This is a genomic window from Deltaproteobacteria bacterium (assembly GCA_016183175.1).
Classification (GTDB): domain Bacteria; phylum UBA10199; class UBA10199; order UBA10199; family SBBF01; genus JACPFC01.
In genome coordinates this window covers 1-26,431 of the sequence record JACPFC010000116.1, presented here as the reverse complement: position 1 = coordinate 26,431, position 26,431 = coordinate 1, and the positions used below count along the sequence as shown (strand labels likewise).

Sequence of the window (26,431 nt, the reverse complement as noted above, 5' to 3'; positions counted from 1 at the left end):
GTTCGGGACGGAGTGATGGCGATAATCCGGTCGATGATGCTCTCAAACCCAAAACCGGTCTACCATTTATGCGGTACGAGCCTGGGCATCGACGAATTTTTCGAAATGGTGGCGAAGGTCTCCGGCGTTCCAAAGCCAAACCTCCATCTTCCCATCGGCGTCATCCGCGTTCTGGCAAAAACCACCCAAAAGATCGACGCAATTCTGCGTCGCAAGGATCATCCGATTCTTCCCGATCCGGTGGTCTTTGAAATGGCCTCCAAATACTGGGGCCTCAAATCGCTCTATGCGCGGGACGACCTCGGTTTTGTCTCGCGCAATCCTTATGAGACGCTTCTCGACACGGTCCGCTGGCTTTGTGAGAATCATCCCGGTCTTAAAACCTCAACGGTTCCGGTAAAAGAAATTTCTCCCGCAAGTTCGTCTTGAACTGAAGAAATCTTCCTTTGTTTTCTTTCAGATACAGCATGTGGATAGTTTTTTTACCCATTCAAGTAATAAAAAAAAATTGATTAATTATTATTTTCACCTTACACTCGCTATCCCTGATTGAGAGGAAAACATTTTTTGTTTTTGAGAAGGAGGTATCCAATGAAGAAACTTAATCCTGCCCTGCGTCTTAGAGTTATAATGAGGCGCGTTTCCAGAATATCTGTCCTGTTTCTTTTTTTCATTTTAAGTTTTTTAAAACTTTCCCATGTCAAGGCTCAATTGATCACCGATCCTGTCGGTCTCATATATTCAACATATCTGGGGGGAGCTGGTTACGACGGGGTGAACATGGGGGGCATTACCGTAGATGACTCTGGTAACGTTTATATAACAGGGAGGACCGATTCTTCTGATTTTCCAACCACTGTTGGTGCCTTTGATCGGTCGATCGGGGGCCCTTCTGATGTCTTTGTCGTAAAACTGGATGAAACCGGCGCGCTTCTCTATGCCACTTATTTGGGAGGAAACGGCTCGGAAATTGGCATTGACATTGCCACGGATGCCTCGGGTAACGCCTACGTAACAGGATTTACCAATTCCTCTGATTTCCCAACCACTGCGGGTGCCCTTGATCCGACATTCAACGGTAGCAATGATGCCTTTATCGTAAAACTCGATCCCACCGGCACGAGCCTACTTTATAGTACCTATCTGGGAGGGGAAGGCTTAGATGAAGGCTTTGGCATTGACATTGATCTCGCTGGCAGTGTGTATGTCACTGGAACGACCCAGTCTTCCGGCTTTCCTACCACTTCTGATGCCTTTGACACCACATTTAATGGAATTGCCGATGTTTTTGTGGCTAAGCTGGATGTCTCAGGCGCCACCACGGGATCGTCCAGCCTTCTGTATGGCACCTATCTCGGGGGGAGTGGTAGCGACAATGGAAGTTTCCCTGCAGGTCATGGCCTTGCTGTCGATGCGGCAGGCAATGCATATGTTACGGGACGTACCAGTTCTACTGATTTTCCCGTCACTGCGGATGCTTTTGATCCCACGCTGGATGGAGACGAAGATGCCTTTGTCGTCTTGCTGGATACCGAGGGAACCTTGCTCTATGCTACCTACCTGGGAGGAAGTGGTTTGGATCGTGGTCTAGATATCGCCCTGGATCAGGCCGAGGCTGGTGATACCTACATAACGGGGTATACAACTTCTTCTGATTTTCCTATCAGCCCTGATGCCTTTGATCGAACCCGCGGTGCTTCCGAGGCCTTTGTGGTGAAACTAAATGCATTCGACGGAACTTTTTACTACGGTACATACCTCGGAGGGGCACTGACAGAAACAGGCATTGCCATCTCAACGGACAGCTCTGGCAACGCCTACATAACAGGAATTACCACTTCCTCGGATTTTCCTATTAACACGGGCGCTTTCGATCCCACGCTCAATGGCGGCGCCGACGTTTTTGTTGCAAAGCTGAACCCCTCTGCTACGGATCTTCTCTATGCGAGTTACTTGGGAGGTGCTGGTCCTGATGAACCATATGGTATTGCTATAGATCCTTCGGGTAATGTCTGGGTAATGGGACTTACCAGCTCCGCTAATTTTCCTACAACACCTGAGGCCTTAGACAGATCACTTGGTGGAGGGTACGACGCCTTTGTGGCGAAGCTTGAACTTGTAGCTCTTGAAAACCGGCTACCCATCGCCAATGCAGGGCCAGATCGGCTTGTGACAGAAGGTACGCTTGTAACCCTAAATGGGATAGGAAGCAGTGATCCAGATGCCGATCCCTTAATTTTCAGTTGGATGCAGATCGCTGGACCTACAGTCACGCTTTCTGATCCTACCGCAGTTGCACCCACTTTTATTGCGCCAGCGATTTTAGATGATACGGTGCTCACATTCGAGCTTATCGTGAACGATGGCCAAGTGGATAGTGCGCCCGATACTGTGGACATCACCGTAATTAATGCTCGCCCCGTTGCGGATGCTGGGCCTGATCAAACCGTCGAGGAAGACACACTCGTGACTCTCGATGGATCAGCAAGCACGGATGTTGATGGTGATCCACTAACCTTTAGCTGGTTTCAAATTGGCGGGACAGAAGTAACTTTGTCGGATATTGGTGCGGTTTCGCCCACCTTCATTCCTACGGGAGTCGACGGCGATAACATTTTAAGCTTTGAGCTTATTGTCAACGATGGGCTAAACGACAGCTTTTCGGATTACGTGGATATCATCGTCATTCCGATTGTGCCGGAAGGTTCTTTTGTTTCATCTTTTACTGGAGCAGTTGTTTCCGATGATGCCGGTACTGGCGCAAAAGTGTCCATACCACCTGATGTATTGCAGTTTGATACAGAGATAACAATTTTAGTCACTGGAGTGCCGGAACCTGGCACAACGCCGCTAGAATTTGACAACGCATCCTTTGCGGTTGAATTTGAGCCAAGTGGCACCTTCAATCCTCCCGGTGTGACCATTACCCTTCCTCTTCTTGCCGCGATGACACCAGGAACCCTACTTGATCTTTTTCGGTTCGATCCAGACGCTTCCTCTTTTGTCGACACTGGAATTGATGGGGTAGTGAATGCGGATGGACTTACTGCTACGGCAGAGGGTATTCTAAGTTTCTCGAGTCTTGCCTTCTTTAAAAGTGTGGCCACTGATGCCGATGGCGACGGCGTTCCAGATTCGGAGGACAACTGTCCTGACGACTTCAACTCAGACCAGAATGATCAAGACATTGATGGCTTGGGCGACCTCTGCGACAACGACGTGGACGGGGATGACGTACTCAATGACGCAGACAATTGCCCTGATCTGGCCAACCCAACTCAGGCCGATTTGGACGAAGATGGTATCGGGGATGACTGCGACGACGACGATGACGGTGATGGCGTTCCGGATGGGAGCGATTCCTGTCCTGATACCCTGAGCGGCGTGCCCATCAATGCAGAGGGTTGCAGTGGTCCGCAATTTATTACCTTGGAGTGCCCCGGGCCGGCCTCTTTCCTCAACCATGGACGGTTCGTCAGTTGCGTAGCGCACGCGGCCAGCGACGCGGTGAATCAGAGCCTCATCTCTCCGGAGGAGAAGGCTCAATTTATCCAGGATGCCGCCCACACGAAGTGAGTGGCTCGGATATGGGGAAGACAATCGGGAGCGCTATTTGTAAAGCTCGTCGAGAGCCCGACGGGCTTCAGCATAATCGGATTTAATCTTTAAAGTTTCTTCAAATTCCTTCCTTGCGGCTTCGCGGTTGCCTTTAGACATATAAACCGTGCCAAGATTATAGTGAGCATCCGCATTTTCCGGTTGGAACTTCAAGGCCATCCGGTATTCATGAATAGCTACTTCCAACCGACCTTGAATTGCATAGGCGTTCGCAAGATTGTAATGGGCATCCCCAAAATCCCTGTCTAATTTCAACGCGAAATTATATTCTTGGACTGCGGCATCATACCGGCCCTGATCAGCATACACGTTTCCAAGGTTGCTGTGGGCCATAGCGCTACCCGGTTGTAGCTTTAGGACCATCTGGTATGCCTCTATGGCCTCGTTCAAGCGGCCGAGATTTTTATAAGCTATGCCCAAGTTATTGTAAGCTTTGATATTGTTTGGTTCCAGTTTTAATACCAGCAGGTATTCCTGAATTGCGGCATCATACCGGCCCTGATCATCATAGACGCCCCCCAAGTTGCCATGGGCGTCAGCATAGTTCGGGTCCAGGTCTGATGCGATATGAGATTGACGAATGGCGGCCTCAAGCATTCCTTTATTTTTATAGGCTACCGCCAGATTATTGTTGGGCCTTGCCTTTTTGGGAGCCTTGGCGACCACATCCCGCCACAAGACCATATCGTCTTTCCAAATTGCGTTACGCCGGTAAGCGGCAGTTGAGAATAACAGGACAACGATGCCGATGCCGGCCATGCCCCATTTGGGCGATATCCATTTCCTGCCGATGTGCAGGGAGGCGCCGACGCTTGTGAATAACCCTATACTCGGCAGATAGACTCGGTGTTCGAAGATGACATCGCTGATTGGAATGATGGAGGACTCAATCGAAAGGGTCAGAAAGAACCAGAGAATCCCGAAGGCGATGAGTTTGAGTCGAGGGTTGAGTCCTCTAAAAAGATTGACCGCCAAGGCCAAGAGGGAAACGATAAAAATAAATGACGTTGCCACTGATGCGTCAAACAGGGAATGATAAATCGGATAATCATAATCGAGATTCTGGTTGATGGGGAAAACAAGCAACCGGAGATAGGTGACAATCACCCGAAACTGGGTGAAAAGATATTCTACACGGCTGATCGCGGTGGTGTCGCGGGCAAACCTTTCCGCCTCGCCGAGGGCATTTCCTTGGGAGAGAGGAATAATCGACAGAGTGAGGAGAAAGGGGATGAGGGTTTTCCATTGCTTGATGGTCAAGGGCTTAAAGAAGACCATTTCCACCGCCAAGATCATGAATGGCAGAGTAAAGCTGTTCTCCTTTGTCTTCATCGCCAGGACAGTTGCCGTAAGGGAAGCGACATACCAGAACAATCGACCGCCAAACCGCCACTTCAGATAGCAGACCAACGCCAACAGATAAAACAAGGTCATCAGGGAGGCGAATCGTTGAACAATATAGGTGATCGCCTGGGTTTGAACGGGATGCGCGATGAATAGAAGCGCTGTTGCCAAGGCGATCGATGTATCGGGGGCTTTCCCGCTGGCGCCCCTGTACCCCCCCTTCGCTCGCACGGAATCAATCCGACGCTCGCTCACTTGAACGGCCGCAAAGAGGAGAAGGATCAGGGAGTAAACCAAAAACCCATTCGTGATGTGAATGAGTATATTAACGAGGTGATAGCCGAAAACATTGAGACCGCCGAAATGGTAATTGAGGGCAAACGAGAGGAAACCCACATACCGGGTGCCGGAAAAATCCCGGAAATTGGCAAGATTCTTGATCTGGGGATTCTCGACAAGGTTGAGCCTGTCATCGAAATGAAAGGGGGATGAAAAGGTATTGGAGTAGATGAGGACGGCTACCAAGGCAAGTAGAATAAGGACTGGCAGGGGCTTGACCAAGAGGGCCAAGGGGCCCTTCGCCTGAGCCTCATTTTGATGTTTAGTTGAAATTTTCTTCACAGCCTCCGTGTGGAAGGAACCGAAAACATAACATTTATTTTGGAGGGATTGCCACAAGAAGATTTGTGCTTTTGGTGCGGGGCAGTTGTCTTTCGCCTTGGAGGCCCATCTATGGAATTTTTGTGGTATTGCCAGGTTTGAGGGTTTATCTTGAACTTTTTTCTGCTGGCGAGTAAGCCTCTGAAACTTTTGTGACCCTCCCCGATCCGGTGGTCTTTGAAATGGCCTCCAAATACTGGGGCCTCAAATCGCTCTATGCGCAAGACGACCTCGGTTTTGTCTCCCGCAACCCCTATGAAACACTCCTTGATACCGTCCGTTGGCTCCGTGAAAATCACCCCGAGCTCAAGACATCCGGGGTGGAGGATTTGCACCCCTCGCTTGACCCCTCTACTTAGATTCTTGTCATGCAACTTCGACCCATTTTGCGATGAAGTTTACGGACCATTTGGGGGTCCCATTGAACCATTTGGCCGGCGCCTGCCCGCCAGCTTTTTGGAGGGGCCCTCCCGCCTTTGACAAGTCCTTATCATCTGTTTTATAGCTTTAAAGAAGCAAATCATCCGGCTTTGCCGGTGATTTGCGCGGGGTTTGGCCCGCCACAAAGTATTGGCGGGCGAAATACATCAACGCGAGTAGCATCAAACGGGCCGAAAGGGCCCCAAATATAATGAAACATACAATTTCCGTTCTTGTTGAAAACGAATTCGGCGTTCTGGCGCGGGTGGCGAGCCTCTTTTCGGGGCGCGGCTACAATATTTCGAGTCTGACGGTGGCCGAGACGCTCGACCCGAGGGTTTCACGAATGACCATCGTCACCGAGGGGAGCGATGCGGTGCTCGAGCAGATTGTCAAACAGTTGAACAAGCTGGTCAATGTCATCAAGGTCCACGATGTCACCATGGAAAATCCCATCAACCGGACGCTGGCCCTCGTAAAAGTGCCTTTAAAAACCGGAGACGGAGGCGATGTCGCGGGGGTGATCAGGGAACTGGGGGGCGAGGTGCTCGATTCGGATCGCAAATGCTGTATCGCCGAGTTTCGGGGCGATGAATCGAAAATCGCCTCCGTGATCGAGAGGCTTAGGCCTTTCGGAATTTTGGAGTTCGAGCAAACGGGAAATATCGCGATGCAAAAGGGGACGAAGGTCATTTGAAGAAACATTCTTTCATTGCGCGGGAAGGGTATCCGCTTATTGCCATTGCGGCGGCAATGGCTATTGTGGCCTGGTTTATCCACTGGATTGCCTTTGGCGCATCCGCGGCGGTTTTTGTTTTTGTCGTTTATTTTTTCAGAAATCCCCGGCGCGAGGTTCCCTGTGGGAATGGTCTGGTGGTGTCCCCGGCGGACGGCAAGGTCATCGGAATTGAAGAAGTGGAGGAGAAGCGGTTTATCCACTCGCCCATGAAGCGGATCAGCATTTTTATGTCGCCGCTCAACGTGCATGTCAACCGCGTTCCGGTGACGGGCGTTGTAAAAAAGGTGAGCTACAACAAAGGAAAGTTTTTTCCGGCGTTTGCCGAAAAGGCCTCGCTGGATAATGAGCAGAATGCGGTGGTGATGGAGTGCGGGACGGGTGATCCGGTTTTATTTGTGCAGATCGCGGGATGGCTGGCGCGCCGCATTGTCTGCCATGCACGCGAAGGGGAGATGTGGCAGAAAGGGGCGGTCTACGGGCTTATCCGTTTTGGCTCGCGTGTGGATGTGTATGTGCCGATGTCGTACACGATTGATGTCTCGCTGAATCAAAGGGTGAAGGCGGGAGAGAGCGTGATTGCGGAGGAAAAAAAATAAGCGAGCAAACTGGCTTTGCCAGTTGCGAGCGCGGGGCATGGGGCTATTGCGAGGCGAACAAAATTAAAAAGTTGCGAGTAGCAACATTGCGAGCCGAGCAGGGCCCCATTCAAAATGAAAAGGGATGGAATAAAAAAGGGGATCTACATTCTGCCGAATCTGTTTACGACTGCGAATCTCTTCTGCGGTTTCTTTGCCGTTATCCGCGCCATCAACGGCGATTTTCTTACGGCCGCCTGGATGATCCTTTTTGCGGGAGTGTTCGATTTTCTGGACGGGCGGGTGGCGCGGTTGACCAGGACGCAAAGTCCCTTTGGCCTTGAATATGATTCGTTGGTCGATCTGGCGTCGTTTGGTTTGGCGCCGGCAATTTTGATGTATACCTGGTCCCTTTTGCATTTCAAACGCTTCGGGTGGTCGGCCGCTTTTTTGTTTTTTGCCTGCGGGGCGTTGCGTCTGGCCCGGTTTAATGTGCAGGCGGCCAATGTGGAAAAAAAGAGTTTTCAGGGGCTTCCGATTCCGGCGGCCGCCTACTGTTTGGCCAGTTACATCATTTTGTATCACCATTTGTTCGGTCCGGGCGCCGCGGAAAGCTACGCCATGGTGTTTATGACCTTTGTGTTGGCTCTGTTGATGGTGAGCAACGTCCCTTACCGAAGTTTCAAGGTTCTGGATTTCAACCGCAGGGCCAGCTTTTTCTATCTTGTTTTGCTGGTGGCGGCCCTTTTCGTGATCGCCTCGGAGCCGGCGGTGATGATTTTTGTCGTCTCCGCCGGCTATGTGGTGATGGGGATCGTCGAGGAGATCATCCGGTCGCCGCGCAAGATCCGGACTTTTGCCGATTTTTTGTCGCATTATTTTCGTGAGCCGGAAGGGGAGGAAGAAACGGAAGGGAAAAGAAGGACATTGAAGGTCATCGGCATCAAGGAAGGCGCCGACAAGGACAGGCGTAATCTTGTGTGATATAACCACCCATAATCACTCTTAAATTTATTTTTTCTTATCTCAAAAAAGTTAGCAACTTCCGGATCGATCTGCCGATATATGGGGGTAGGGCGGTAAAGTGCCGCCCCAAAATTTTTTTAGGAGGATTTTTTTATGGCCGATTTAACTGCCTGTCCCGCCGGGATGAAACTGACCTCGGGCGATGTTGCGAATCACCCCGAGTTGAGCGGTAAGCCTGCGTTGTGTGTTGATGAGACAGAGGAACCAACGCCCAGTTCACTCGTTACGAGGGGCCTCAGTCTGGGGCAAAGTTTGAACTGATCGCCAGCCGAGGCGGCACCACTTCCATCGTGGCCCGCGGTGACGATGTGGCCGCATTGAGGCGACAGATGAGCGAATTAATCAACACGGATTCATCGGTCACTGGAGTTGAAGTCAAAGATGTTGTTCCATCGAACGAACGGACGGAGTTATTGGCGCAATACCCGGAGTTTGCCGGTCCAAACCAGCCGGCCGTTTTCGTTACCTGGCCTGAAGCCAAGGCCTATTGCGAGGCCCAAGGAAAGCGACTCCCCACGGGAGAAGAATGGGAAAGAGCGGCCCGGGGTCCGCAAGGATACGAATATGGAACCCACAGCGGCACATTAAATCATCAGGAAGCTCAATACTGCAGTGTGAGTGAAGCTGTTCATGCCACTAATGAGAGTGACGTTGTTCATGCCGCTGTTGATGTTAAATCTTTTCAGCCTAATGGTTATGGAGTTTATGACATGACGGGGAATGTGTGGGAATGGACGTTGGAAGATTATCAAGAACACGGAACTAAGGGCTTTCGCGGCGGTTCCTGGTACATCATCTTCCCGGCTACCTCGCCGCGTCCTACCGCGGCTACGGCCTCCCCGAGAGTCGCTACGGCAGTATCGGGTTTCGTTGCGTTGGGCCGCCCCCCAGGACTAAAGAGTAACCCTTTGTTCTCTTAAACTATAACCCTGTCTTGCCGCTGTCCGCCTCCAGCGGAGAGCGTGAGGGTGGGGGATTTTATTTTTAAATGGTTCTTGGCACTTGGAAAATTCCTGTGATATTCTGATACTGCCGGGATGGTTTCCCGTTTACTCTTATGACTTTGACGCCTGAAACGACAAAAGAAATGGTCCGGCGGCTTGTCGCCGAATTCAAGCCGTTGAAAATTATCCTGTTTGGTTCTCAGGCTTGGGGAAAACCGGGGCCGGATAGCGACATTGATTTGTTTGTTATTGTTGAAAAGAGTGAATTGACCCGTGCCAGGCGCGCCGCTCGAGCGTATCGATGTCTGCATGGTTTAAGTTTCCCAAAGGATATTTTGGTAAGAACTCAGGCGGAAGTGGATAAGTACAAAAATGTTTATGCCTCTCTTGAATGTCAGGTTCTGGAGAAGGGTAAAATCCTTTATGGATGAGGCGAAAATCGAACTGGTAAGAAGCTGGTTGTCCAAGGCAGAACACGATATTGAAGCAGCCAGAATCATTTCTGAATCCGACACACCATTTCTTGATACCGCTATTTATCATTGCCGATGCCCATCCTGAAAAAAGTCTGAAAAAGTGATTTGCGAGACAGTCCGGTTTTCATAGACCATGAGTGCTTGCCAGAGGCTTTTGATTGGGTTATTCATGTCAATCCGTTTTCATGGCTGATACCATCAAAATTTTCGACACCACGCTCCGCGACGGCGAGCAGTCGCCCGGATGTAGCATGAATCTGGAGGAAAAACTCCGGATGGCGGTTCAACTGGCCAAGCTGAATGTCGATGTCATCGAGGCTGGTTTTCCCATCGCCTCGCCGGGGGATTTTGAGGCGGTGCACCGGATTGCCAAGGAGGTGAAAGGGGTCACGATTGCCGGTCTCGCACGGGCCAACAAGATCGACATCGACCGTTGCTGGGAGGCGGTGAAGGGGGCCGAGAAAAATCGGATCCACACCTTTATCGCCACTTCGCCCATCCATATGAAGCACAAGCTCCGAAAAGAGCCGGATGAGGTGCTCAAGGATGCCGTCCTTGCGGTGCGGCATGCGCGGAAATATACGGAGGATGTCGAGTTCTCCGCGGAAGACGCCACGCGGAGCGAGCCGGAATTCCTCGTCAAGGTTTTTGGCGAGGTGATCGAGGCGGGGGCGACGACCATCAATGTTCCCGATACGGTCGGTTACGCCGTGCCGTCCCAGTTTGGGCCACTCATTGCCTATTTGAGGGCCAACATCCCAAACATCGGAAAAGCGGTTATCAGTGTCCATTGTCACAACGATCTCGGTTTGGCGGTGGCCAACTCGCTGGCCGCGGTGGAAAACGGGGCGCGTCAGGTGGAATGCACGGTGAACGGCATCGGTGAGCGGGCCGGCAACGCCTCGATGGAGGAAATTGTCATGACGCTCAATGTGCGGAAAGACAAACTTCCTTTCAAGACGCGCATCAGACCGGAACAGATATTCCCTTCCTCCAAACTGCTTACCTTCATTACGGGCATCAGCGTCCAGCCCAACAAGGCGATTGTCGGCGAAAACGCCTTCGCGCATGAGGCGGGGATTCACCAGGATGGGGTGCTGAAATACCAGCAGACCTACGAGATCATGACGCCGGAGTCGGTGGGAATTCCCAAAAACAAGCTGGTGCTGGGAAAACATTCCGGCCGGCATGCCTTTCGCGACCGGCTGAACGATTTGGGAACACCGCTGGAAGCGGCCCTGCTGGAGCAGGCCTTCAATGCCTTTAAGGCCTTGGCGGATAAAAAAAAGAATGTCTACGACGAAGACATCATGACGATTGTCGAGTCACTGATGGAAAAGGCGGAACGCTACCAGTTTGAATCGCTCCATGTGGTGAGTGGAACGGAAGAGACGCCGAAGGCGATGGTGCGCGTCAAAATAGACGGAGAGAGCCGTGAGGTCAATGAAACGGGAGACGGCCCTGTGGACGCGGTCTATCGGGCGATCAAAAAAATCACCGGCTTCAAGGGGGCGCTGAATAAATATGTCGTCAATGCCATCACGGGGGAAACGGATGCCCAGGGAGAGGTTTTGGTGACGCTGGAGGATGAGGGGAAAACGGTCCGAGGGACCGGGGCGCATACCGATATTGTGGTGGCCTCGGCGCTGGCGTTTCTCTCGGCGTTGAATCGGTTGGAGTATTATCAGAAGAAAAAAGGGGGGAAGGGGATTTGAAAGGCAGTGGATGGCGAATGGTGGATAGTGGATGGTGAGAATGCGATGTTATTTTTGCCACAAGCCGATCGAGATTAAAGAGCGGGTTGGCCGTCAGGAGCGTTGCCCTTTTTGCGATCGCGATCTGCATATCTGCAAAAACTGCGAATTTTACGGCGTGACCGCCTACAACGAATGCCGGGAGCCGCAGGCCGAGCGGGTGGTGGACAAGGAAAAATCGAACTTCTGCGATTATTTTGTTTTTGCCAAGCGCGTGTATGATGGTCCAGCGGACAATCCGGCCGCCGCGGCGAAAAAGAAACTGGAGGCGTTGTTTAAGAGGTAGGGGCGCAATTAATTGCGCCCCTACAACCATTTCTCTCTTGCCTTGCCCCCTTTTTAGATATATCATATATACAAGATATCTAACAGGGGATTTTTATGACAATACCCATGATAATCCGTGTGGAAGACAAAATCAAAAACAGGTTGAGTTGCCTGGCGCGGGCGGAGGGAAAAACGACCAGCCAGGTTATCCGCGAATTGATTGACCATTATGTGGAAGACCGCGACATCACCGGCTACATTGACGATCTCTGGTCGCGTATCCGCAAAAAAATTACTTCCCGCGGTTTTGGCCAAAAAGATATTCCGGGAATTGTGCGGCAGGTGCGTTCCTCCAAAAATTGAATGAGAGTTGTGGTTGATACGAATGTCTTTGTCTCCTCCTTCTTTGGCGGTTATCCCCGAAAGGTGATCGATTTGTGGAAAAAGGGGGAGATCGCGCTCTGTTTGACCAGTCCGATTGTTCAGGAATATGTGGAAGTCTTGAGCCGCATGGGGCTTGTTGGGGAGCCTGAACTTGAGGATCTGCTCGATTTGTTCAGGAAAAACTTTAACGCCCTTTTTACGGCAAAGACACCCAAGATAGAGGTTGTCAGGGATCCGGATGACAACAAATTTATTGAGTGTGCCGTGGCCCTGAAGGCCGATTGCATCGTTTCGGGAGACAGGGATTTAACGGTTCTCAAAAATTACATGGGGATTTCGATTTCAACTCCAAAACAATTTGTCTTGAAATTTGCATGAACGATGCCCGTATTCAGTTGGGATTCACTGACAGTGAACGCGCCATAACCGTCTTGCCAGGCAAATTTGTGATTATCTCCAAATTTTTCATTCACCCATTTGGATGAATTTGCCTTGATTCGCCGCAAGAGATCAGCAATGGTGGTATATGCCATCCTTCAAAATAGCAGTTCTCCCCGGCGATGGGATTGGTCCGGAAGTAACCAAAGAGGCGATCAAGGTTCTTCAGGTTCTCGAAAAAACCGAGGGGATCTCGTTTGAGTTCGAAGAGGCCGCCGTTGGCGGCGCCGCCTATGATCAGTCGGGCAAACCGCTTCCCGATGCGAGTCTCAAACTCGCCAAAAAATCGGATGCCGTTTTGCTGGGGGCGGTCGGGGGACCAAAGTGGGAGACACTCGATTATTCCGTTCGTCCGGAACGGGCCCTCTTGGGCTTGCGCGAGGAGTTGGGATTGTTTGCAAACTTGCGTCCCGCGACCGTTTTCAAACCGTTGATCGACGCCTCGACGCTCAAGCCGGAGGTGATTGAAGGAATCGACTTGATGGTGGTCCGTGAATTGACGGGGGGGATCTATTTCGGCAAGCCGCGCGGGATTTCAAAACTTCCGGACGGTCAACAGCAGGGGCTCAATACGCTGGTTTACACAACGCGCGAAATCGAGCGGGTCGCAAAAATGGCCTTCGAGCTGGCGCAGAAGCGCCGGAAAAAGGTCGTCTCGGTCGACAAGGCCAATGTGCTGGAGGCGACCGTGCTGGAGGCGACCGAGCTCTGGCGGAATGTGGTTACCAAGGTCCATAAAAATTATTCCGATGTCGAATTGGGCCACATGTATGTGGACAACTGCTCCATGCAATTGATCCGCAACCCCAAACAGTTCGACGTGATTGTCACCACGAATCTGTTCGGCGATATTTTAAGCGACGAGGCGGCCATGCTGACCGGCTCCATCGGGATGCTCCCCTCGGCCTCGTTGAACGGATCGTCGCGCGGGATGTACGAGCCGGTGCACGGTTCGGCCCCCGACATCGCGGGAAGGGGGATCGCCAATCCCATTGCCGCCATTCTATCGGCGGCGATGATGCTTCGCTATTCGTTCAACCGTCCGGAGGCCGCCCAAAAAGTTCAGCAGGCGGTTGCGGAGGTTCTTACAAAGGGGTATCGGACGGCGGATATCCATACCGAGGGGACAAAAAAGGTGGGGACAAACAAGATGGGGGAGGCGATTTGTAAAGAGATGCTTGCAAAGGCGAGATAGCGGAAATCAGAAAGCAGAAATCAGAGAGCGGAGAAATTCATCCGATTTCTGCTATCGGCTTTCTGCTCTCTGCTTTCTCGCAGTTGCAAAGAAACGATGAAGAAAAAATCCAAATACAATGTCGCCATAGCCGGCGCCACCGGCGCGGTGGGTCAGGAATTCTTGAGGGTTTTGGAAAAAAGGAATTTTCCGATCGGAGAACTCCGTCTGCTGGCATCGAATCGTTCAGCCGGCAAGAAAATGAAGTTCAAGGGAAAAGAATATCCCATTGCCGAATTAAAGGCCGATTCGTTTGGGGGAATCGATATCGCCCTCTTTTCGGCCGGCGGAAGCCGGAGCAAGGAATTCGCTCCGCATGCCGTCAAGGCGGGGGCCGTCGTCATCGATAATTCCAGCGCCTTCCGGATGAACTCGGAAGTCCCGCTGGTGATTCCGGAAATCAACCCCGACGACATCAAAAAACACAAGGGGATCATCGCCAACCCCAACTGCACCACCATCATTGCCGCGATGGCGGTCTGGCCGATCCACAAAATCGCCAAAGTCAAAAGGATGGTGGTGGCCACCTATCAGGCGGTTTCAGGCGCCGGGGCAAAGGCCCTCAATGAACTGGAAACGCAGACCCGGGACTTTCTTTCGGGAAAACCGGTCAAAAAAAACGTCTTCAGGCATCAGATTGCCTTTAATCTTTTTTCCCACGACTCCAGCGTCGGGCCGGAGGGTTATTCGGAGGAGGAAATCAAGGTGATTCGCGAAACCCGGAAAATCTTCCATGACGATTCCATCCTTGTCTCGCCGACCGCTGTCCGTGTGCCGGTTTTCCGCGCCCATGCCGAGGCGATTCATCTGGAATTGGAGTGGCCCGTCACCGTCGAAGAGGCGAAGGAGGCTCTACAAAAAATGCCCGGCGTCAAAATTGTGGACGAACCGGCAAAAAACCGCTTTCCCATGCCCCTATCGGCCTCCGGCCATGACGAGGTGTTTGTGGGGCGCATCCGCAAAGACTTAGGTCTTGACAACGGTTTAAACCTCTTTGTCTGCGGCGACCAGCTTTTAAAGGGGGCTGCATTAAATGCCGTGCAAATCGCCGAAAAACTGATATAATAAAAGCGGGTCCATCCAAATTACCCCGCATGAGATTAAAGCGTTTATCCATTCCCGGGCTGGCGGTCTTGCTTTTGACATGCACCGTTTTTGCCGCAGGCCCGGCCGGTGCCGCGCCCATTGAGGAAAAAGAGCCGGCCTCAGGGGGTGCGCCGCTGGATGTCCTTTCATCCCAAGCCTCCCAGATTTTTGTTCCCCAAACCGGCGATTTCAAGGACCGGTTTATCCTCGCCATCCTTGATGCGGAAATACAAATCATCGACACCGAAACGTGGGATTTGGCGGTCGACCAGCCGACCGGTTTTGACGATTCCATCGGCGGAATGGCCCTTTTGGGAAACGGGACCAGCCTTATCGTTACCCTGGAAGGGGGGGACCTGGCGCGGATTGAACTGGATAATATCGGGGAGGAAAACGACGAGGTCGAGAGTTCTTCGGACAGCGACGAAGAAGACACCGAGACCGACTGCGACGACGGCGAAGACGACGATGACGACGGCGACACCGATTGTGACGATTCCGACTGCGCCGACGACGATGCCTGTGAGGATGTCGAGACCGATTGCGATGACGACGAAGATGATGACGACGACGGCGACACCGACTGCGACGATTCCGATTGCGCCGACGACAGCGCCTGCACCGGAGAGGAAGAGACCGACGGCGCGGCGGGGGAGGATTCCAGCGATCCGCGGATCTTTGTCCTTTCCGATGAAACCGAAGGGGGAACGCTTGGGGCGATTGCGGCGGATACGGATGAAGGGGACGAGGTGGTTTATTTTCTCAACATCGATGATTCCCTTCTCCTTGTCTACGACTTCGAGGCGGATTCCCTTGCCTCGATCGAGCTCGATTCGGCCCCCGCCGACATTGTCTTTGCCGATGGGAGCGACGGGCAAAAAGTGTATGTCTCGGCGGCCGAGGGGAGTGTGTATGTTCTGGAAGAGGGAGGCTCCGAGGTCGGCACGATTACTATTGATGCGGACGCCGCGGGTTACACAGCCGATCCCGATTTGGGGGCCATTGCGGCAACGCCGGACGGTGAATTTATATATGTGGTCGATACGACCAATGATGTCGTCTGGGTGATCGATGCATCCAGCGACGAGGTGGTCGATCAGCAGAGCGGAAACAGCGACGATCCGGTCTTTATCGATTCGGACGAAAATTCCGGCCTTGACGATATTTTTCTCGTCGATGTCACGAGTCCTACCAGTGTTTACGGTTATGTCTCCGGGGCGGAGGGCCTGACCATCCTCGATGCCTCGGACCCCGACTCGGCCGCCGACGATCCGAAAATTGTCGATCAGGACACCTCCACCACCGATGTCCTCGACCCCTTGGCTTTATCCGGTGTTCCCGGTCCTGTCGCCGCGTCCACCGTGGATGACGGCTATGTCTACACCTCCAACGGCGACGCGACCGTCTCGGTGATCACCGAAAACCCTTTTGTCACGATCGACGAAGACACCTCAATTAGTCTTGACGGAACGACCACCACCTTCAGCCTCACCTTTCAGTCGGATGAGGCGGGAACCTACCGGATGTTTGTCAATTCCGACATCACGGAGTCTTCCGGCACCGAACTTCAGGGGGAAACCGACTTGACCGACGCCGACACCGATGTCACGACGGATACGATTGACATTGACGATCTCGACCGGGAGGTTTTTGAAGAGGGGACAAACCGGATTTTTATTTTTGTGGAGGACGCCGACGGCAATCTTGGGCGCGACGCGGTGGATATCGATGTTGACCGCCCTCCTCCGGCCACGACCATCACCAGCACGCATTTCGGCAATGAGAAGGCCTATGTGACGTTCGACAAGCTGACCGACGAAGACATCAACCTCTATCACATCTACGCCGAACCGGCGGAGAGCCAGTCAAGCCCCTCATGCCCCGGCTCAATCGACTTCGGCTCACCGGAGGCGGAAGGGGAACTCGATCATGACGCCTGTGGAGAGGATTGCGAAGGGAAGGTAACCGGCCTGACCAACGGCGTTGCCTATTGCGTGGCCGTTCAGGCTGAGGATGACGGGGGACAGCTTGGCGAAATTGCCACGTCCTCCGATGTCGTCTTTCCCGAGCGGACGGTGGGAGCGGCAGGTATTTTGGGGGAGACGGGGTGCTCATTAAATGCAGGGGCTAGGGGTCAGGGTTTAGGGTTTAGGGTTATTTTTATTTTACCTTTTTTGTTTTTACTACTGATGCGGCATCGGAAGATGGTTTCAATCCTGGTCCTTCTTTTGTTTCCGGTGGTCGCGTTTGCAACGGACGATGCCTATGTCCAGCCGGCATCGACGACTTCGACTCCGCCGCAGGAAGGGGTGAGGGTGGAGCAGATCAACGAATCGGCGGGGGTGGTGGCAACGCCGCCGGTAGAGACCACGACCACTCCGGAGATGATTGAATCTCCCTCGAATATAGTCATCGGCAAGAAACCCGAATGGAAATGGTTTTCTTTCGAGCTGAAAGGTTCAATGTGGTTTCCCCAGAATGACGTCGTCAAGGATTTTTACGGGACATGTTGTAATCTGGGGGCGGAGGCCGAGTTTGGCCTTCTTTACAAGTCGAAATTCAACGCCACGGTGGCAGTCGGGTTTTTCCACGACAGCGGTCAGGCGGTGGGGGTCGATTCGGGGGACGCGTCGGGCGATAAAACAAGCCTGTGGCTTATTCCCATCCGCAACAGTTTTATTTTTCGCATCGATTACAAAAACGAACAGGTTGTCGTTCCCTATGTGGGCGCCGGTCTGGATTATGTGTTTTTTCGTGAGAGTGTGGATAGCGACTCGATCAAGGGGTTAAAATTCGGTTTTCACGGCATGGGGGGATTGGCCTTCCTGCTGGATCGGATTGAAGACATCGGCGATACGCTCGAAGCAAAGGGGATTGATGACGTTTATTTCACCATCGAAGGGCGTTACAGCAAGATCGACAGTTTTAAATCAACCGGCCTCGACCTTTCCGGTTTTTCCGCCTATTTTGGATTGTTGATGGCCTTCTGATTTGTTGTTGGTGGATGGTGAATAGTGGATGGTGGATAGTGGCAATTCGAATCAAGCTTACACTTCAGTACAAAGGAACCGCTTATTGCGGCTGGCAGGTCCAACCGAACGGCGTCACGATTCAGGAAATTCTGGAGAAGACCCTCCATCGCCTGTTTCAGAAAAAAATAAACGTTATCGGTTCAGGCAGGACCGACTCCGGCGTGCATGCGCTGGGGCAGGTGGGGCATTTTGATGTTCCGGTGGATGGTGGATCGTGGATGGTGGATGGTAAACTACAAAGATTTGTACACAGTTTAAACTCACTTCTTCCTGATGACATTGCCGTCATTGATGCCAAGATTGTTCCCGACACCTTCCACGCCCAAAAATCGGCGAAGAAAAAAATCTATGACTATTTTATTCTCAATTCCCGCATCCGTTCCCCGTTTTTGACCGACACTGTCTGGCAGATTCCCGTCCCACTTGACATAAAGAAGATGCGTCAGGCCGCAAAACTTCTGATTGGCGAGCACGACTTCAGGGCCTTTTGCGCCTCGGACAGCACCGCCAAGACAACCGTCCGACAAATTTATCGGATATCGATTGGAAAAATCCCCCTTAATCCCCCTTTGACAAAGGGGGAATCAAAGGGGGATTTGATCAGAATTGCAATTAGCGGCAACGGCTTCTTAAAATATATGGTCCGCAACGTTGTCGGCACTTTGGTGGAGGTGGGGAAGGGGAGGATGACGGTGACTGAATTCAAGAAGGCCTTCAGAAGTTGCGACCGGAAACGGACGGGCCAGACCGCCCCGGCGAGGGGGTTGGTGTTGCGGAAGGTTGTTTATTAACCGTTATTAGTCTACAAACGTGATTTTCGACGGTGTTCCGATTCCCAAAAAGCTTGTTGTGACGGCCCCGGGAATGTTCCCGCCATTGTAAATGACATCGATCATTTCATCCAGAAAATTCCCTTTGTAAACAGCTTTATAAAGGTCGTTGGCATATTTATGAATTAGATAAGCAACCGTGGCCGCCACGTCATCCTGAAACTTTCCGCCGAGTCCGCCGATGTAACTGCTGATGGCATTTTGTATTTCCTCAACCGATGCCCCCGATTCCCACAAGCTGTTGACCTCACTGACCAGCGTGTCCAGGTATGATGTGAAATTATTTTCGTTGATCCCCGCCTGATCGAAGTCGTGACCGGCTTGGCTCACATGCGAAGCCATTTTTTCCGCCGCCGAAGAATCATAGGTGACCGTTCCCCCTTCCTCTTTTGCTTCGCCCTCTGCTTCCTGCATCGCCTCTTCATTTTCCAGAGCTGTCGCCTCATAACCGGTCAGGCTCATCCCGGCGGCGGCCACGACCGCCTTGTAATTGTTGATGGCCGTTATGTTTTCATCCTGATCGTGCCAACTGCCTTGAGTTTCTCCATCCGCCGACAAGGCGGTCGTCCAGAAAGCGGTCGATCCGCCGTAGTTCCCCACCGCCCCCGTCTGGGTTTCCAGAAGCATTACAACCAGTTTGTCGTTCTCGTTATAGTTTGCGTGCGAGGCGCTGTCGTAGTCGAGCATCGTTTCGAGGGTGACGATTGCCGGCCCGAACAGCGTGCCGAAATTGGCGCTGTCGTTTGTGGCGACAGTAAGGGTCAAATATTGGATCAGCAAGGCCTGATCAGCCTCGCTTAAACCGGCTGAATCCCACGCCGCAAAGAGATCGGTCCAGATTTCGGCGACGCTATCGCCGCTTGGGTCATCGATATATCCATACAGGGCCTCCAGCGCCTCCTCTGCAGATGTTTGAAGCTCGGAGGACAGCGTGCCGTCGGTATATTGCGAAATGGTCGAAGAGGTGAGCCCTTCAACGGAATCGTTGTATCCGGAAATGACATCGAGATTGCTTTCCTCACTTTCATCCTCGAACAATTCATCATAAAACGAATCGGTCGAATCGGCCCAATAGCAATTCTTCAAAAGATCGGTGGGCCAGGTGGTCTTCATCGTTTCCAGATCGGCCTCGGTGATGCCGCTGGAAAAATAGAAAACGATATCGGCGGCGTTTTCGAAGGTCACATAGGCATACGTGGCGGGGTCGGTCGATGTGTCTTCAACCTTAAAAGTGTAAGTGCCGTTATCCGAGCTAACCAGCGTCCAGTGCTGGCTGGAATCGGTCTTGATAAAAACGTTCTGGGCATCGAGCGTGGAATCCCGGTCGGCCAGTGCCGCGTCGATGTCATCCTGGTTCATGAATCCGTCGCTGTTGTAATCGCTGATCACTTCTCCGTCGTCGTTGGTGATCCCTTCGTCTTTTAGATAATCTTCATCGGTGTCTTCGCCAAAGGGGTTTGTGGAGCCACTGCTCATGGAGTAGGTATAGGTGCCGCCGTCCAAGTCGAGGTCCGAAATGCTCACGTCTTCGCCGTCGGTGGCGTCAATCGAGTGTTCCTGAATATCGACATATTCATCATCCACCGCATCTTCAAGGCTGTCCGCTTTTTCCAGTTCCGCTTCCACCTCGGCCAGCAATTCCTCGGCGTCGGCCCGTTCGGCGTCGTCGTCAATGCCGTCGACGGCATCCTCCAGCTCATCGGCGGCATTGTCCAACTCATCCTTGTAGGCGGAGATTTCCTCGTCGAGTTCGGCCTTCGCCTCCTCGAGTTCGTCCTCCGACAAATCGGCCCACTCGGTCTGCAACAGGGCATCCAACTCTTCGGTCGTCATGCTGACCAAATCTTCAACGCTGTAACCACCAATGCTATATGACATTTGACTTGGGGCCCTTTCGGCCCGTTTGTTGCTATTCGCATTTATGGATTTCGGGCCTCAAATGGCCCCAAACCCCGCGCTTGCCACTGGCAAAGCCAGATGGCTCGCTTGCACAAATCTTCCTTATGTTTCATAAGCAAGAGTTGTGCCACGAAGAAGAAAATTATCGTCATTCTTAACCAGTTAATTTTAGTACGTTTTTAACAAAGGGGCAAGGAGGTCTCTTCGTGAGAGAGGGTTTAAACCCCCAATCCACCCGGTGAGAATTGGGGTATTTTGCCCCCAATTAGCGGTGATTATTGGGGATTTGTCAATTCAAGCCGCATCCTGTATATATGCGATGTGTCTTTTCTGTATTTCCTCTTTTTGTCCTTCTTTTTTTCGTGTGGCGGCGATTCAGGTTTAAAAGAATCCTCTCCACCCGAATTGATGGATGAATCAGCTACCGGTTCTTCTCCGGCAAGGTCTTCCCGGCCCGGAAAACCACACCCACTCACATGGGAAGATTCCTTCAAGGAGATATTCCGCGAGCCGTACGAAAAAAAGGAGGATGGTTCTCTTCTGACCCTCAAACTTCAAAACAGGGAACCGTTTGCTGTACAGAATTTCGACAGTTTTGTCATCGAGTTGGGGGTTCGGCTGGCCGAGGCGAAGGCGCCGTTTAAGGCGGTTTTTTTGGAGGCGACAGGGAGCGAACAATCGATCTTCAAGGCCCGGTTTTACCTCTCCGACGTTCTCGAATACAAAAAGGGGGAAATATCTCAACCGGAACTTCTCCGGCGCTTTCAGGTGGAAGTGGTGGAAACGGTCGAATCGCTCAAGACCAAGGTGAAGGCGGCCCGCAAGGAGGGGCAAAATCAGTCTGCGGAGGAGGCGCTCGTCAAATGGACGGCCTTGGAGCCGCACTCGATCTTGGCGTGGTCCCTTTTGGGCAATGTCACCAGGGACGAAAAAAAATACTTTGATGCGATTTCGGCTTACAAGAAGGTTGTCGAAATGGAGCCGAATTCCCCCTTTGCCCTCCGGAATCTGGCCGTGGCCAACGAAAGGATAGGGGCCTTTGACGATTCAATTGAATTCTACAAAAAGGCGCTTGAGGGCGATCCGCAAAATGCCCTGCTCATGCAACAGCTGGCGGATGTCTATCGGAAAGACGGGGATCATAACGGGGCGCTCGCCTGGATTGGCAAGGCCCGCGCCATCAAGGACTCGGCTGATTTGTGGATTGTCGAGGGAAATGTCCAGCGCGACATGAAAAAGCCGGCCAAGGCGAGGGAGGCCTATCTGAAGGCGCAAAAGATGAACCCCGCCGATAACCGGATTCTGTTTAATCTTTTGCTGGTCGACCTCGACACAAAGAATTTTGCGGAGGCGAAGAAGAAATATGCGGAGTTGAAGACAAAGGCGCCGGCTTTGGCGGCGGAGTTGGGGGGGGTTTATGTTTTTGAGGAATCGAATGAATAAATGGGTAGGATGTCATTCCCGCGCAGGCGGGAATCCAGTCTGGATCCCCGCTTTCGCGGGGATGACAGTGGGGGTGGTTCCAAGATGTGCCCTTATTTGTTTGTTGTTACTATTTCGCGTTACCTTTGCCCAAGAAGGCCCCATCGGCCCCGTCGGGCCCGACACCGGCCCCCCCACATCCACATCCGATACCGGTTCCAAAAAACCGCCGGTCGATTTGCCCTACAAGCCGTCCGGCGATATCAAGCCGCCCAGGACTTCGTCCGGTAACGAGCCTGATATCGAAACGCCGGCCCAACCTCCAAGGGAAATCCCCTACATCCCCTCCAAATCTCCGGAACCTTTGGGGGCGCCGGATCCGGAGTTTTAGCCCGATTTTTATGTTGACTTGACACGTGTATAGTCACGTGTCATACTTTTGGCATGCAAAAAACAAACGCCTTAAAGATCAGGCAAAACCTGGGGGCTATGCTCAAGAGGCTTAAAAAGACCGGAGAGCCAATCCTTCTGGAAAAAAACAGGGAGCCGGCGGCTGTCATTATCAGCCTGGAGGATTACCAAAAAAGGTTCGCCGATTACGATGCCGACAGAAAAAGAGAGGCCGCGGTTGAAAAAATCAAACAGGCCAATATTAAATTGCCCCCTGGTAAGACCTCTCTTGATCTGATCCGTGAAATCCGGTCATGACCATACAAGTTATTGATGCCTCTGTGGCCATCAAGTGGTTTATTGCCGGTGAAAATGGCAAAGAAGAGGCCCTCCGCGTTTTGGATGCAGTCAAGGAGTCTCCTCGAGATTTTGCGGTTCCTGAACTTTTTTTTAATGAAATGCTATCGGTATTTTGCCGCCTGCTTGATTCGCAACAAGAGATTAGCGACTATATGGAGACCCTTCAAGAATTTGGAATGATGCGGATCGGAAATGGAAGAGAGTGTTTGGCACTGGCCATTGAGATGGCCAAAAAATATGGTTTGAGCGGGTACGACGCCATCTATGCCTCCAATGCCAAACTGGTCGGTGGCGTTTGGCTTACTGCCGACAAAAAGGCCCACCAGAAAATTTCCTCCCTCAATATCTCAAGATGTCTGGAGTTTTAATGTTCCGGTGGTTCCATGTAATCTCCCAGGCCCCGGTTCCAGCGATAGAGCGCCTTCAGCCAGTAGTAGAGATTGTAGCGCCCGCATACGCTCATCGAGTCGATCTCCGGCCGCGCGTCGGCCAAAGCCCTCGCCCGATCGACAAAGGCGGCTTCCCCCTGTGAATCGACGGCAATATCTTCCGGGAGGGAGACATTGAGATTCCCCCCCGCTTTTATTTGATTGGTGACTTATCGGTTTTTTTTTGGTCAAGGCGCGGTGCGTCATGATTTTACTGTAGAAGACCGTAACAACTGCCTGCACCCTATATATGTCTTTCACTACGGTTGGTGCTGTATGCTCCTTCGTCGCTGACAGGCTCTAGACAAGCCGATCCAGCAAAGCAGTGGCATAATGCGGCAGGCAGGATAGCCCTGTCTTTTTGAGCTCCACAGGATTTCCCGAGATCAAAAAACTGTGTCTGGGATGGTAGCGCTCCAGAAAGACGCGCAGGCTTTTTGCTTTTTTATTAATCCCTGCTTTGACCTCGATGGGGATAATCTGACCCCCTATTTCCACCAGGAATTCAATTTCGCTTGTCCCCTCTTGCCAGCTGAAGAGTGATGGATGCAACGCGGACGCCAATTCACCCACCACATAGTTTTCCGCAAAATATCCTTTGTAACCGCCGTAATCATAGTCCAAAATATGTTTTGGTTCCAAACCAACCATCGCTCCCAACAATCCCACGTCGAATAAAAACAACTTGAATTTGTTGTGATCCGTATAGGCCTTGAGGGGAGACTCCGCCCGTTTGCAGATGGGGGTTTTGTAAATGAGCCCCGCCTTGATCAACCACTCAATGGGATCCTCAAGGTGTTCGTAGTTTGAGCGTGTCGGCAAAACATCCTTGAACATAAATTTTTGACTGGTTTTGTTTTCTCTGGCCAGTTGCAGGGGTACGTTATTGAACACGGCGTTTATCTTGATTGCATTTGTTTTGCCGCAGTGTTTGGCGATGTCGCTTGTGTAATTGTCGAGGATTTCCGATTGCAGTTCGCGCACCTTATGGAGGGCCTGCGGCAGACTGTCTGCATGATCCTTGAAGGTTTGTACGATCTCGGGCAGTCCGCCCGTGATCAGAAAATATTTCAGGTATTCCCATGCTTTTTCATGAACGGTTTTTGAGATGTTGCTTTTGGGAATCCCGCGGATGATCTCGCCCAGCAGGTTTGTTTTTTCCAATCCCTCCAAAAATTCAAAAAAACTCATGGGGTAGAGCGTCACTGTTTTTACTTTACCCACAGGGTAGGCGTCCGGGGAGAGGGTCAGTCCCAAAAAAGAACCGGAACCAATGACGGTGGAATTATTAAAATCATCACAGAAATATTTAAGCGCCGTGATGGCGCGGGGACATTCCTGAATCTCGTCAAGGATAATCAAGTCCCGATCCGCGTCGATCTTGAGATCGTATTTGATTTCCAACCGCCGGATAATTTCAAGCGGGTCGAGGCTGTCCGCAAATACAGCGCCCAACTTTTTGTCTTTGGTAAAATCGAAGTGGTGGTAATGGGGAAATTCTTTTTGGCCAAAGGCGGTGAGGAGATAGGTCTTGCCCACCTGCCGCGCGCCCTTGAGTAAAAGAGGTTTCCGTTGGTCCGAGGCCTTCCAATTCAAGAGGTATTGGTAAAGGTGTCTTTTCATTAGATTTGGGCCATTTTACTGCTTTTTTTCATACGAATAAAGTCATTTTTTTGTTTTTTTTAGTATGTTGACTGATTTCACGTTTAGGTAGACCGGCGGTGGAGGAAAGTGAAGAAGTTTGCGGAGACGCGGGGGACGGGCAGGCAAATAAAATTTCCTTGTATTTTGTTATGGAGTCCATTACACTATTACTATAATGATCGTTTCGTTCAGGCATGGGGGATTGGAGGAATTGTTTCATTATGGCCGCTCGAAACGGATCAATCAGAACCTGAAGAAAAGAATCTGTTATCTGCTGGATATGCTCGCGGCCGCAACAAAACCGGAGGATATGCAGTCAACTCCGGGGATTCACTTGCACCGCCTGAAAGGGGCGCGAAAAAATCAGTGGTCTGTCGCCGTCAATGGACCGTGGAGAATAACATTTGAATTCAAAGACGGACATATCCATCAGGTCGATTTGGAGCAGTACCATTAATAGAGGAGGAAATTCCATGATCCCAAAATACAGAAGGCCCACGCATCCGGGTGAAATCATCAAGGAGATGTACTTGAAGCCTCTTGGAGTTACTCAAAATAAATTTGCCAAAACCCTGGGAATCTCCCGGCCGCGGGCCAACGAATTGATCAACGGTTGGAGATCGGTTACGCCTGACACGGCAATCCGGCTGGCCAAGGCCTTCAAGACTTCACCGGAATATTGGCTCAACATGCAGGCATCAGTGGATCTTTTTGATGCTCAACGACGTCATCGTTATAAGAATATTCGCCCCCTTCTGGCCGCTTAAGCGGCGCGTCATAAAAAAGGGGGCGGCCATCCGAAGCGGCGAACATGGAACACGTTATGCCCTTCAAGGGATAACGCACCGAATCAAAATACCGAATCAAAATACTTGAAAAAAAGTTAGCAACAAATTAGGCAGGTTGCCGATAAGAGAAGTATAAGAAGTATAAAAGAAGCCAAATATGTCCATTCCATCCATTACCGATCTTGTTCGCGATTTTGTCCCCTCGTTTCCGACTGCCGGCCCGACGGCCGGAATAGGGGGTTCACCCGTTCCGGTTGATTCTTATACCCCCGAACCGACCCCGGGCGATGATCTTGGGGGAGTGACGGGTGGCGGGAGCGCCTTTCGTTATCCGGTCACCACATTAGCCCATCCGATAAATCCGGCCTTGTTAACTGACGATGGATGGACGAGCACAGGCACGAGCAGTGGCGTCCGGATTGAGAAAAAGACAGTCGATGGGATGACCGCTTACCGCGCGACGCGCGGAGGCTTAACAATCCCTCCCGAAAAGATAGCCCGGGCCATTATGCAAGTGGACCGTTATAAGGATCGAGGGATCAAATATGTTGACTCGGTGCAGGTTCTTTCACGAGCGAATGGACGTATCGTTTATGGGCAACACTTGAATTTCGGGGCAATCGCGGACAGGCTTTCTGTCTTGGAAATCGGTGTTACAAAGTGGACGGGCGCC

General features: G+C 51.8%; 27 protein-coding genes. 23 read left to right on the top strand and 4 right to left on the bottom strand.

Annotated features, from left to right (window positions below):
- Nucleotides 1-12 precede the first annotated feature (12 nt).
- Both HYU99_11080 and HYU99_11075 read left to right on the top strand, forming a co-directional pair.
- Nucleotides 13-429: a hypothetical protein gene (locus tag HYU99_11080; GenBank protein ID MBI2340887.1), complete on the top strand. Its 417-nt coding sequence runs from the start codon at nucleotides 13-15 to the stop codon at nucleotides 427-429.
- A gap of 162 nt (nucleotides 430-591) precedes the next feature.
- Nucleotides 592-3,576: an SBBP repeat-containing protein gene (locus HYU99_11075; protein MBI2340886.1), complete on the top strand. Its 2,985-nt coding sequence runs from the start codon at nucleotides 592-594 to the stop codon at nucleotides 3,574-3,576.
- Between the two features lie 33 nt (nucleotides 3,577-3,609).
- On the opposite strand, the gene HYU99_11070 is transcribed toward HYU99_11075, so the two are convergent.
- The gene (locus tag HYU99_11070) at nucleotides 3,610-5,583 is read right to left on the bottom strand and encodes a tetratricopeptide repeat protein (GenBank protein ID MBI2340885.1); all 1,974 of its coding nucleotides are present in this window, start codon (nucleotides 5,581-5,583) and stop codon (nucleotides 3,610-3,612) included.
- A gap of 191 nt (nucleotides 5,584-5,774) precedes the next feature.
- On the opposite strand from HYU99_11070, the gene HYU99_11065 reads away from it, so the two are divergent.
- From HYU99_11065 to HYU99_11020, 10 genes are all read left to right on the top strand, one after another.
- Entirely contained in the window at nucleotides 5,775-5,981 is a 207-nt protein-coding gene (locus tag HYU99_11065) for a hypothetical protein (protein ID MBI2340884.1), read from the top strand.
- Between the two features lie 272 nt (nucleotides 5,982-6,253).
- The gene (gene ilvN, locus HYU99_11060) at nucleotides 6,254-6,739 is read left to right on the top strand and encodes an acetolactate synthase small subunit (GenBank protein ID MBI2340883.1); all 486 of its coding nucleotides are present in this window, start codon (nucleotides 6,254-6,256) and stop codon (nucleotides 6,737-6,739) included.
- On the top strand, nucleotides 6,736-7,377 hold the full coding sequence (locus HYU99_11055; GenBank protein MBI2340882.1) for a phosphatidylserine decarboxylase family protein: 642 nt from the start codon (nucleotides 6,736-6,738) through the stop codon (nucleotides 7,375-7,377). The genes ilvN and HYU99_11055 overlap by 4 nt, the downstream gene beginning before the upstream one ends.
- A gap of 129 nt (nucleotides 7,378-7,506) precedes the next feature.
- Complete coding sequence (gene pssA / locus HYU99_11050; GenBank protein ID MBI2340881.1) at nucleotides 7,507-8,340, top strand: CDP-diacylglycerol--serine O-phosphatidyltransferase; 834 nt, start codon at nucleotides 7,507-7,509, stop codon at nucleotides 8,338-8,340.
- Between the two features lie 371 nt (nucleotides 8,341-8,711).
- On the top strand, nucleotides 8,712-9,302 hold the full coding sequence (locus HYU99_11045; protein MBI2340880.1) for an SUMF1/EgtB/PvdO family nonheme iron enzyme: 591 nt from the start codon (nucleotides 8,712-8,714) through the stop codon (nucleotides 9,300-9,302).
- Between the two features lie 137 nt (nucleotides 9,303-9,439).
- The gene (locus HYU99_11040) at nucleotides 9,440-9,757 is read left to right on the top strand and encodes a nucleotidyltransferase domain-containing protein (protein MBI2340879.1); all 318 of its coding nucleotides are present in this window, start codon (nucleotides 9,440-9,442) and stop codon (nucleotides 9,755-9,757) included.
- 230 nt (nucleotides 9,758-9,987) lie between these two features.
- Nucleotides 9,988-11,517, top strand: coding sequence for a 2-isopropylmalate synthase (locus HYU99_11035; protein MBI2340878.1), 1,530 nt, complete (start codon nucleotides 9,988-9,990; stop codon nucleotides 11,515-11,517).
- A 31-nt stretch (nucleotides 11,518-11,548) separates the two neighbouring features.
- Nucleotides 11,549-11,842 carry a hypothetical protein gene (locus HYU99_11030; protein ID MBI2340877.1) on the top strand — a complete coding sequence of 98 codons (294 nt, stop codon included), beginning with the start codon at nucleotides 11,549-11,551 and terminating at the stop codon, nucleotides 11,840-11,842.
- 95 nt (nucleotides 11,843-11,937) lie between these two features.
- A complete protein-coding gene (locus HYU99_11025) occupies nucleotides 11,938-12,186 on the top strand; it encodes a ribbon-helix-helix protein, CopG family (GenBank protein MBI2340876.1) in 249 nt (82 codons plus the stop codon).
- Complete coding sequence (locus tag HYU99_11020; protein MBI2340875.1) at nucleotides 12,187-12,585, top strand: putative toxin-antitoxin system toxin component, PIN family; 399 nt, start codon at nucleotides 12,187-12,189, stop codon at nucleotides 12,583-12,585.
- Here the strand turns inward: HYU99_11020 and HYU99_11015 are convergent.
- Nucleotides 12,531-12,740 carry a transposase gene (locus tag HYU99_11015; protein MBI2340874.1) on the bottom strand — a complete coding sequence of 70 codons (210 nt, stop codon included), beginning with the start codon at nucleotides 12,738-12,740 and terminating at the stop codon, nucleotides 12,531-12,533. The two genes, HYU99_11020 and HYU99_11015, sit on opposite strands and share 55 nt — an antisense overlap.
- On the opposite strand from HYU99_11015, the gene leuB reads away from it, so the two are divergent.
- From leuB to truA, 4 genes are all read left to right on the top strand, one after another.
- On the top strand, nucleotides 12,734-13,840 hold the full coding sequence (gene leuB, locus HYU99_11010; GenBank protein ID MBI2340873.1) for a 3-isopropylmalate dehydrogenase: 1,107 nt from the start codon (nucleotides 12,734-12,736) through the stop codon (nucleotides 13,838-13,840). The genes HYU99_11015 and leuB overlap by 7 nt on opposite strands.
- A 96-nt stretch (nucleotides 13,841-13,936) precedes the next feature.
- Nucleotides 13,937-14,944, top strand: coding sequence for an aspartate-semialdehyde dehydrogenase (locus HYU99_11005; protein ID MBI2340872.1), 1,008 nt, complete (start codon nucleotides 13,937-13,939; stop codon nucleotides 14,942-14,944).
- Between the two features lie 29 nt (nucleotides 14,945-14,973).
- Nucleotides 14,974-17,955 carry a hypothetical protein gene (locus HYU99_11000; protein MBI2340871.1) on the top strand — a complete coding sequence of 994 codons (2,982 nt, stop codon included), beginning with the start codon at nucleotides 14,974-14,976 and terminating at the stop codon, nucleotides 17,953-17,955.
- A 14-nt stretch (nucleotides 17,956-17,969) separates the two neighbouring features.
- Nucleotides 17,970-18,788, top strand: a complete 819-nt coding sequence (truA, locus tag HYU99_10995; protein MBI2340870.1) for a tRNA pseudouridine(38-40) synthase TruA — start codon at nucleotides 17,970-17,972, stop codon at nucleotides 18,786-18,788.
- 6 nt (nucleotides 18,789-18,794) lie between these two features.
- Here truA and HYU99_10990 read toward each other — a convergent pair whose 3' ends face one another.
- Entirely contained in the window at nucleotides 18,795-20,705 is a 1,911-nt protein-coding gene (locus tag HYU99_10990) for a hypothetical protein (protein ID MBI2340869.1), read from the bottom strand.
- Between the two features lie 342 nt (nucleotides 20,706-21,047).
- Between HYU99_10990 and HYU99_10985 the strand changes: the two genes are divergently transcribed.
- From HYU99_10985 to HYU99_10970, 4 genes are all read left to right on the top strand, one after another.
- A complete protein-coding gene (locus HYU99_10985; GenBank protein MBI2340868.1) occupies nucleotides 21,048-22,169 on the top strand; it encodes a tetratricopeptide repeat protein in 1,122 nt (373 codons plus the stop codon).
- A 100-nt stretch (nucleotides 22,170-22,269) separates the two neighbouring features.
- Nucleotides 22,270-22,539 carry a hypothetical protein gene (locus HYU99_10980; GenBank protein ID MBI2340867.1) on the top strand — a complete coding sequence of 90 codons (270 nt, stop codon included), beginning with the start codon at nucleotides 22,270-22,272 and terminating at the stop codon, nucleotides 22,537-22,539.
- A gap of 53 nt (nucleotides 22,540-22,592) precedes the next feature.
- Nucleotides 22,593-22,856 carry a type II toxin-antitoxin system Phd/YefM family antitoxin gene (locus HYU99_10975; protein ID MBI2340866.1) on the top strand — a complete coding sequence of 88 codons (264 nt, stop codon included), beginning with the start codon at nucleotides 22,593-22,595 and terminating at the stop codon, nucleotides 22,854-22,856.
- A 23-nt stretch (nucleotides 22,857-22,879) separates the two neighbouring features.
- Nucleotides 22,880-23,266, top strand: coding sequence for a type II toxin-antitoxin system VapC family toxin (locus HYU99_10970; protein MBI2340865.1), 387 nt, complete (start codon nucleotides 22,880-22,882; stop codon nucleotides 23,264-23,266).
- A 360-nt stretch (nucleotides 23,267-23,626) separates the two neighbouring features.
- Here the strand turns inward: HYU99_10970 and HYU99_10965 are convergent, their stop codons facing one another.
- Nucleotides 23,627-24,949: an ATP-binding protein gene (locus HYU99_10965; GenBank protein MBI2340864.1), complete on the bottom strand. Its 1,323-nt coding sequence runs from the start codon at nucleotides 24,947-24,949 to the stop codon at nucleotides 23,627-23,629.
- A 196-nt stretch (nucleotides 24,950-25,145) separates the two neighbouring features.
- Between HYU99_10965 and HYU99_10960 the strand changes: the two genes are divergently transcribed.
- From HYU99_10960 to HYU99_10950, 3 genes are all read left to right on the top strand, one after another.
- On the top strand, nucleotides 25,146-25,427 hold the full coding sequence (locus HYU99_10960) for a type II toxin-antitoxin system RelE/ParE family toxin (GenBank protein ID MBI2340863.1): 282 nt from the start codon (nucleotides 25,146-25,148) through the stop codon (nucleotides 25,425-25,427).
- A gap of 16 nt (nucleotides 25,428-25,443) precedes the next feature.
- Complete coding sequence (locus HYU99_10955) at nucleotides 25,444-25,737, top strand: HigA family addiction module antidote protein (protein MBI2340862.1); 294 nt, start codon at nucleotides 25,444-25,446, stop codon at nucleotides 25,735-25,737.
- 178 nt (nucleotides 25,738-25,915) lie between these two features.
- Nucleotides 25,916-26,431, top strand: a 516-nt coding sequence (locus HYU99_10950) for a hypothetical protein (protein MBI2340861.1), incomplete at its 3' end; no start/stop codon positions are given.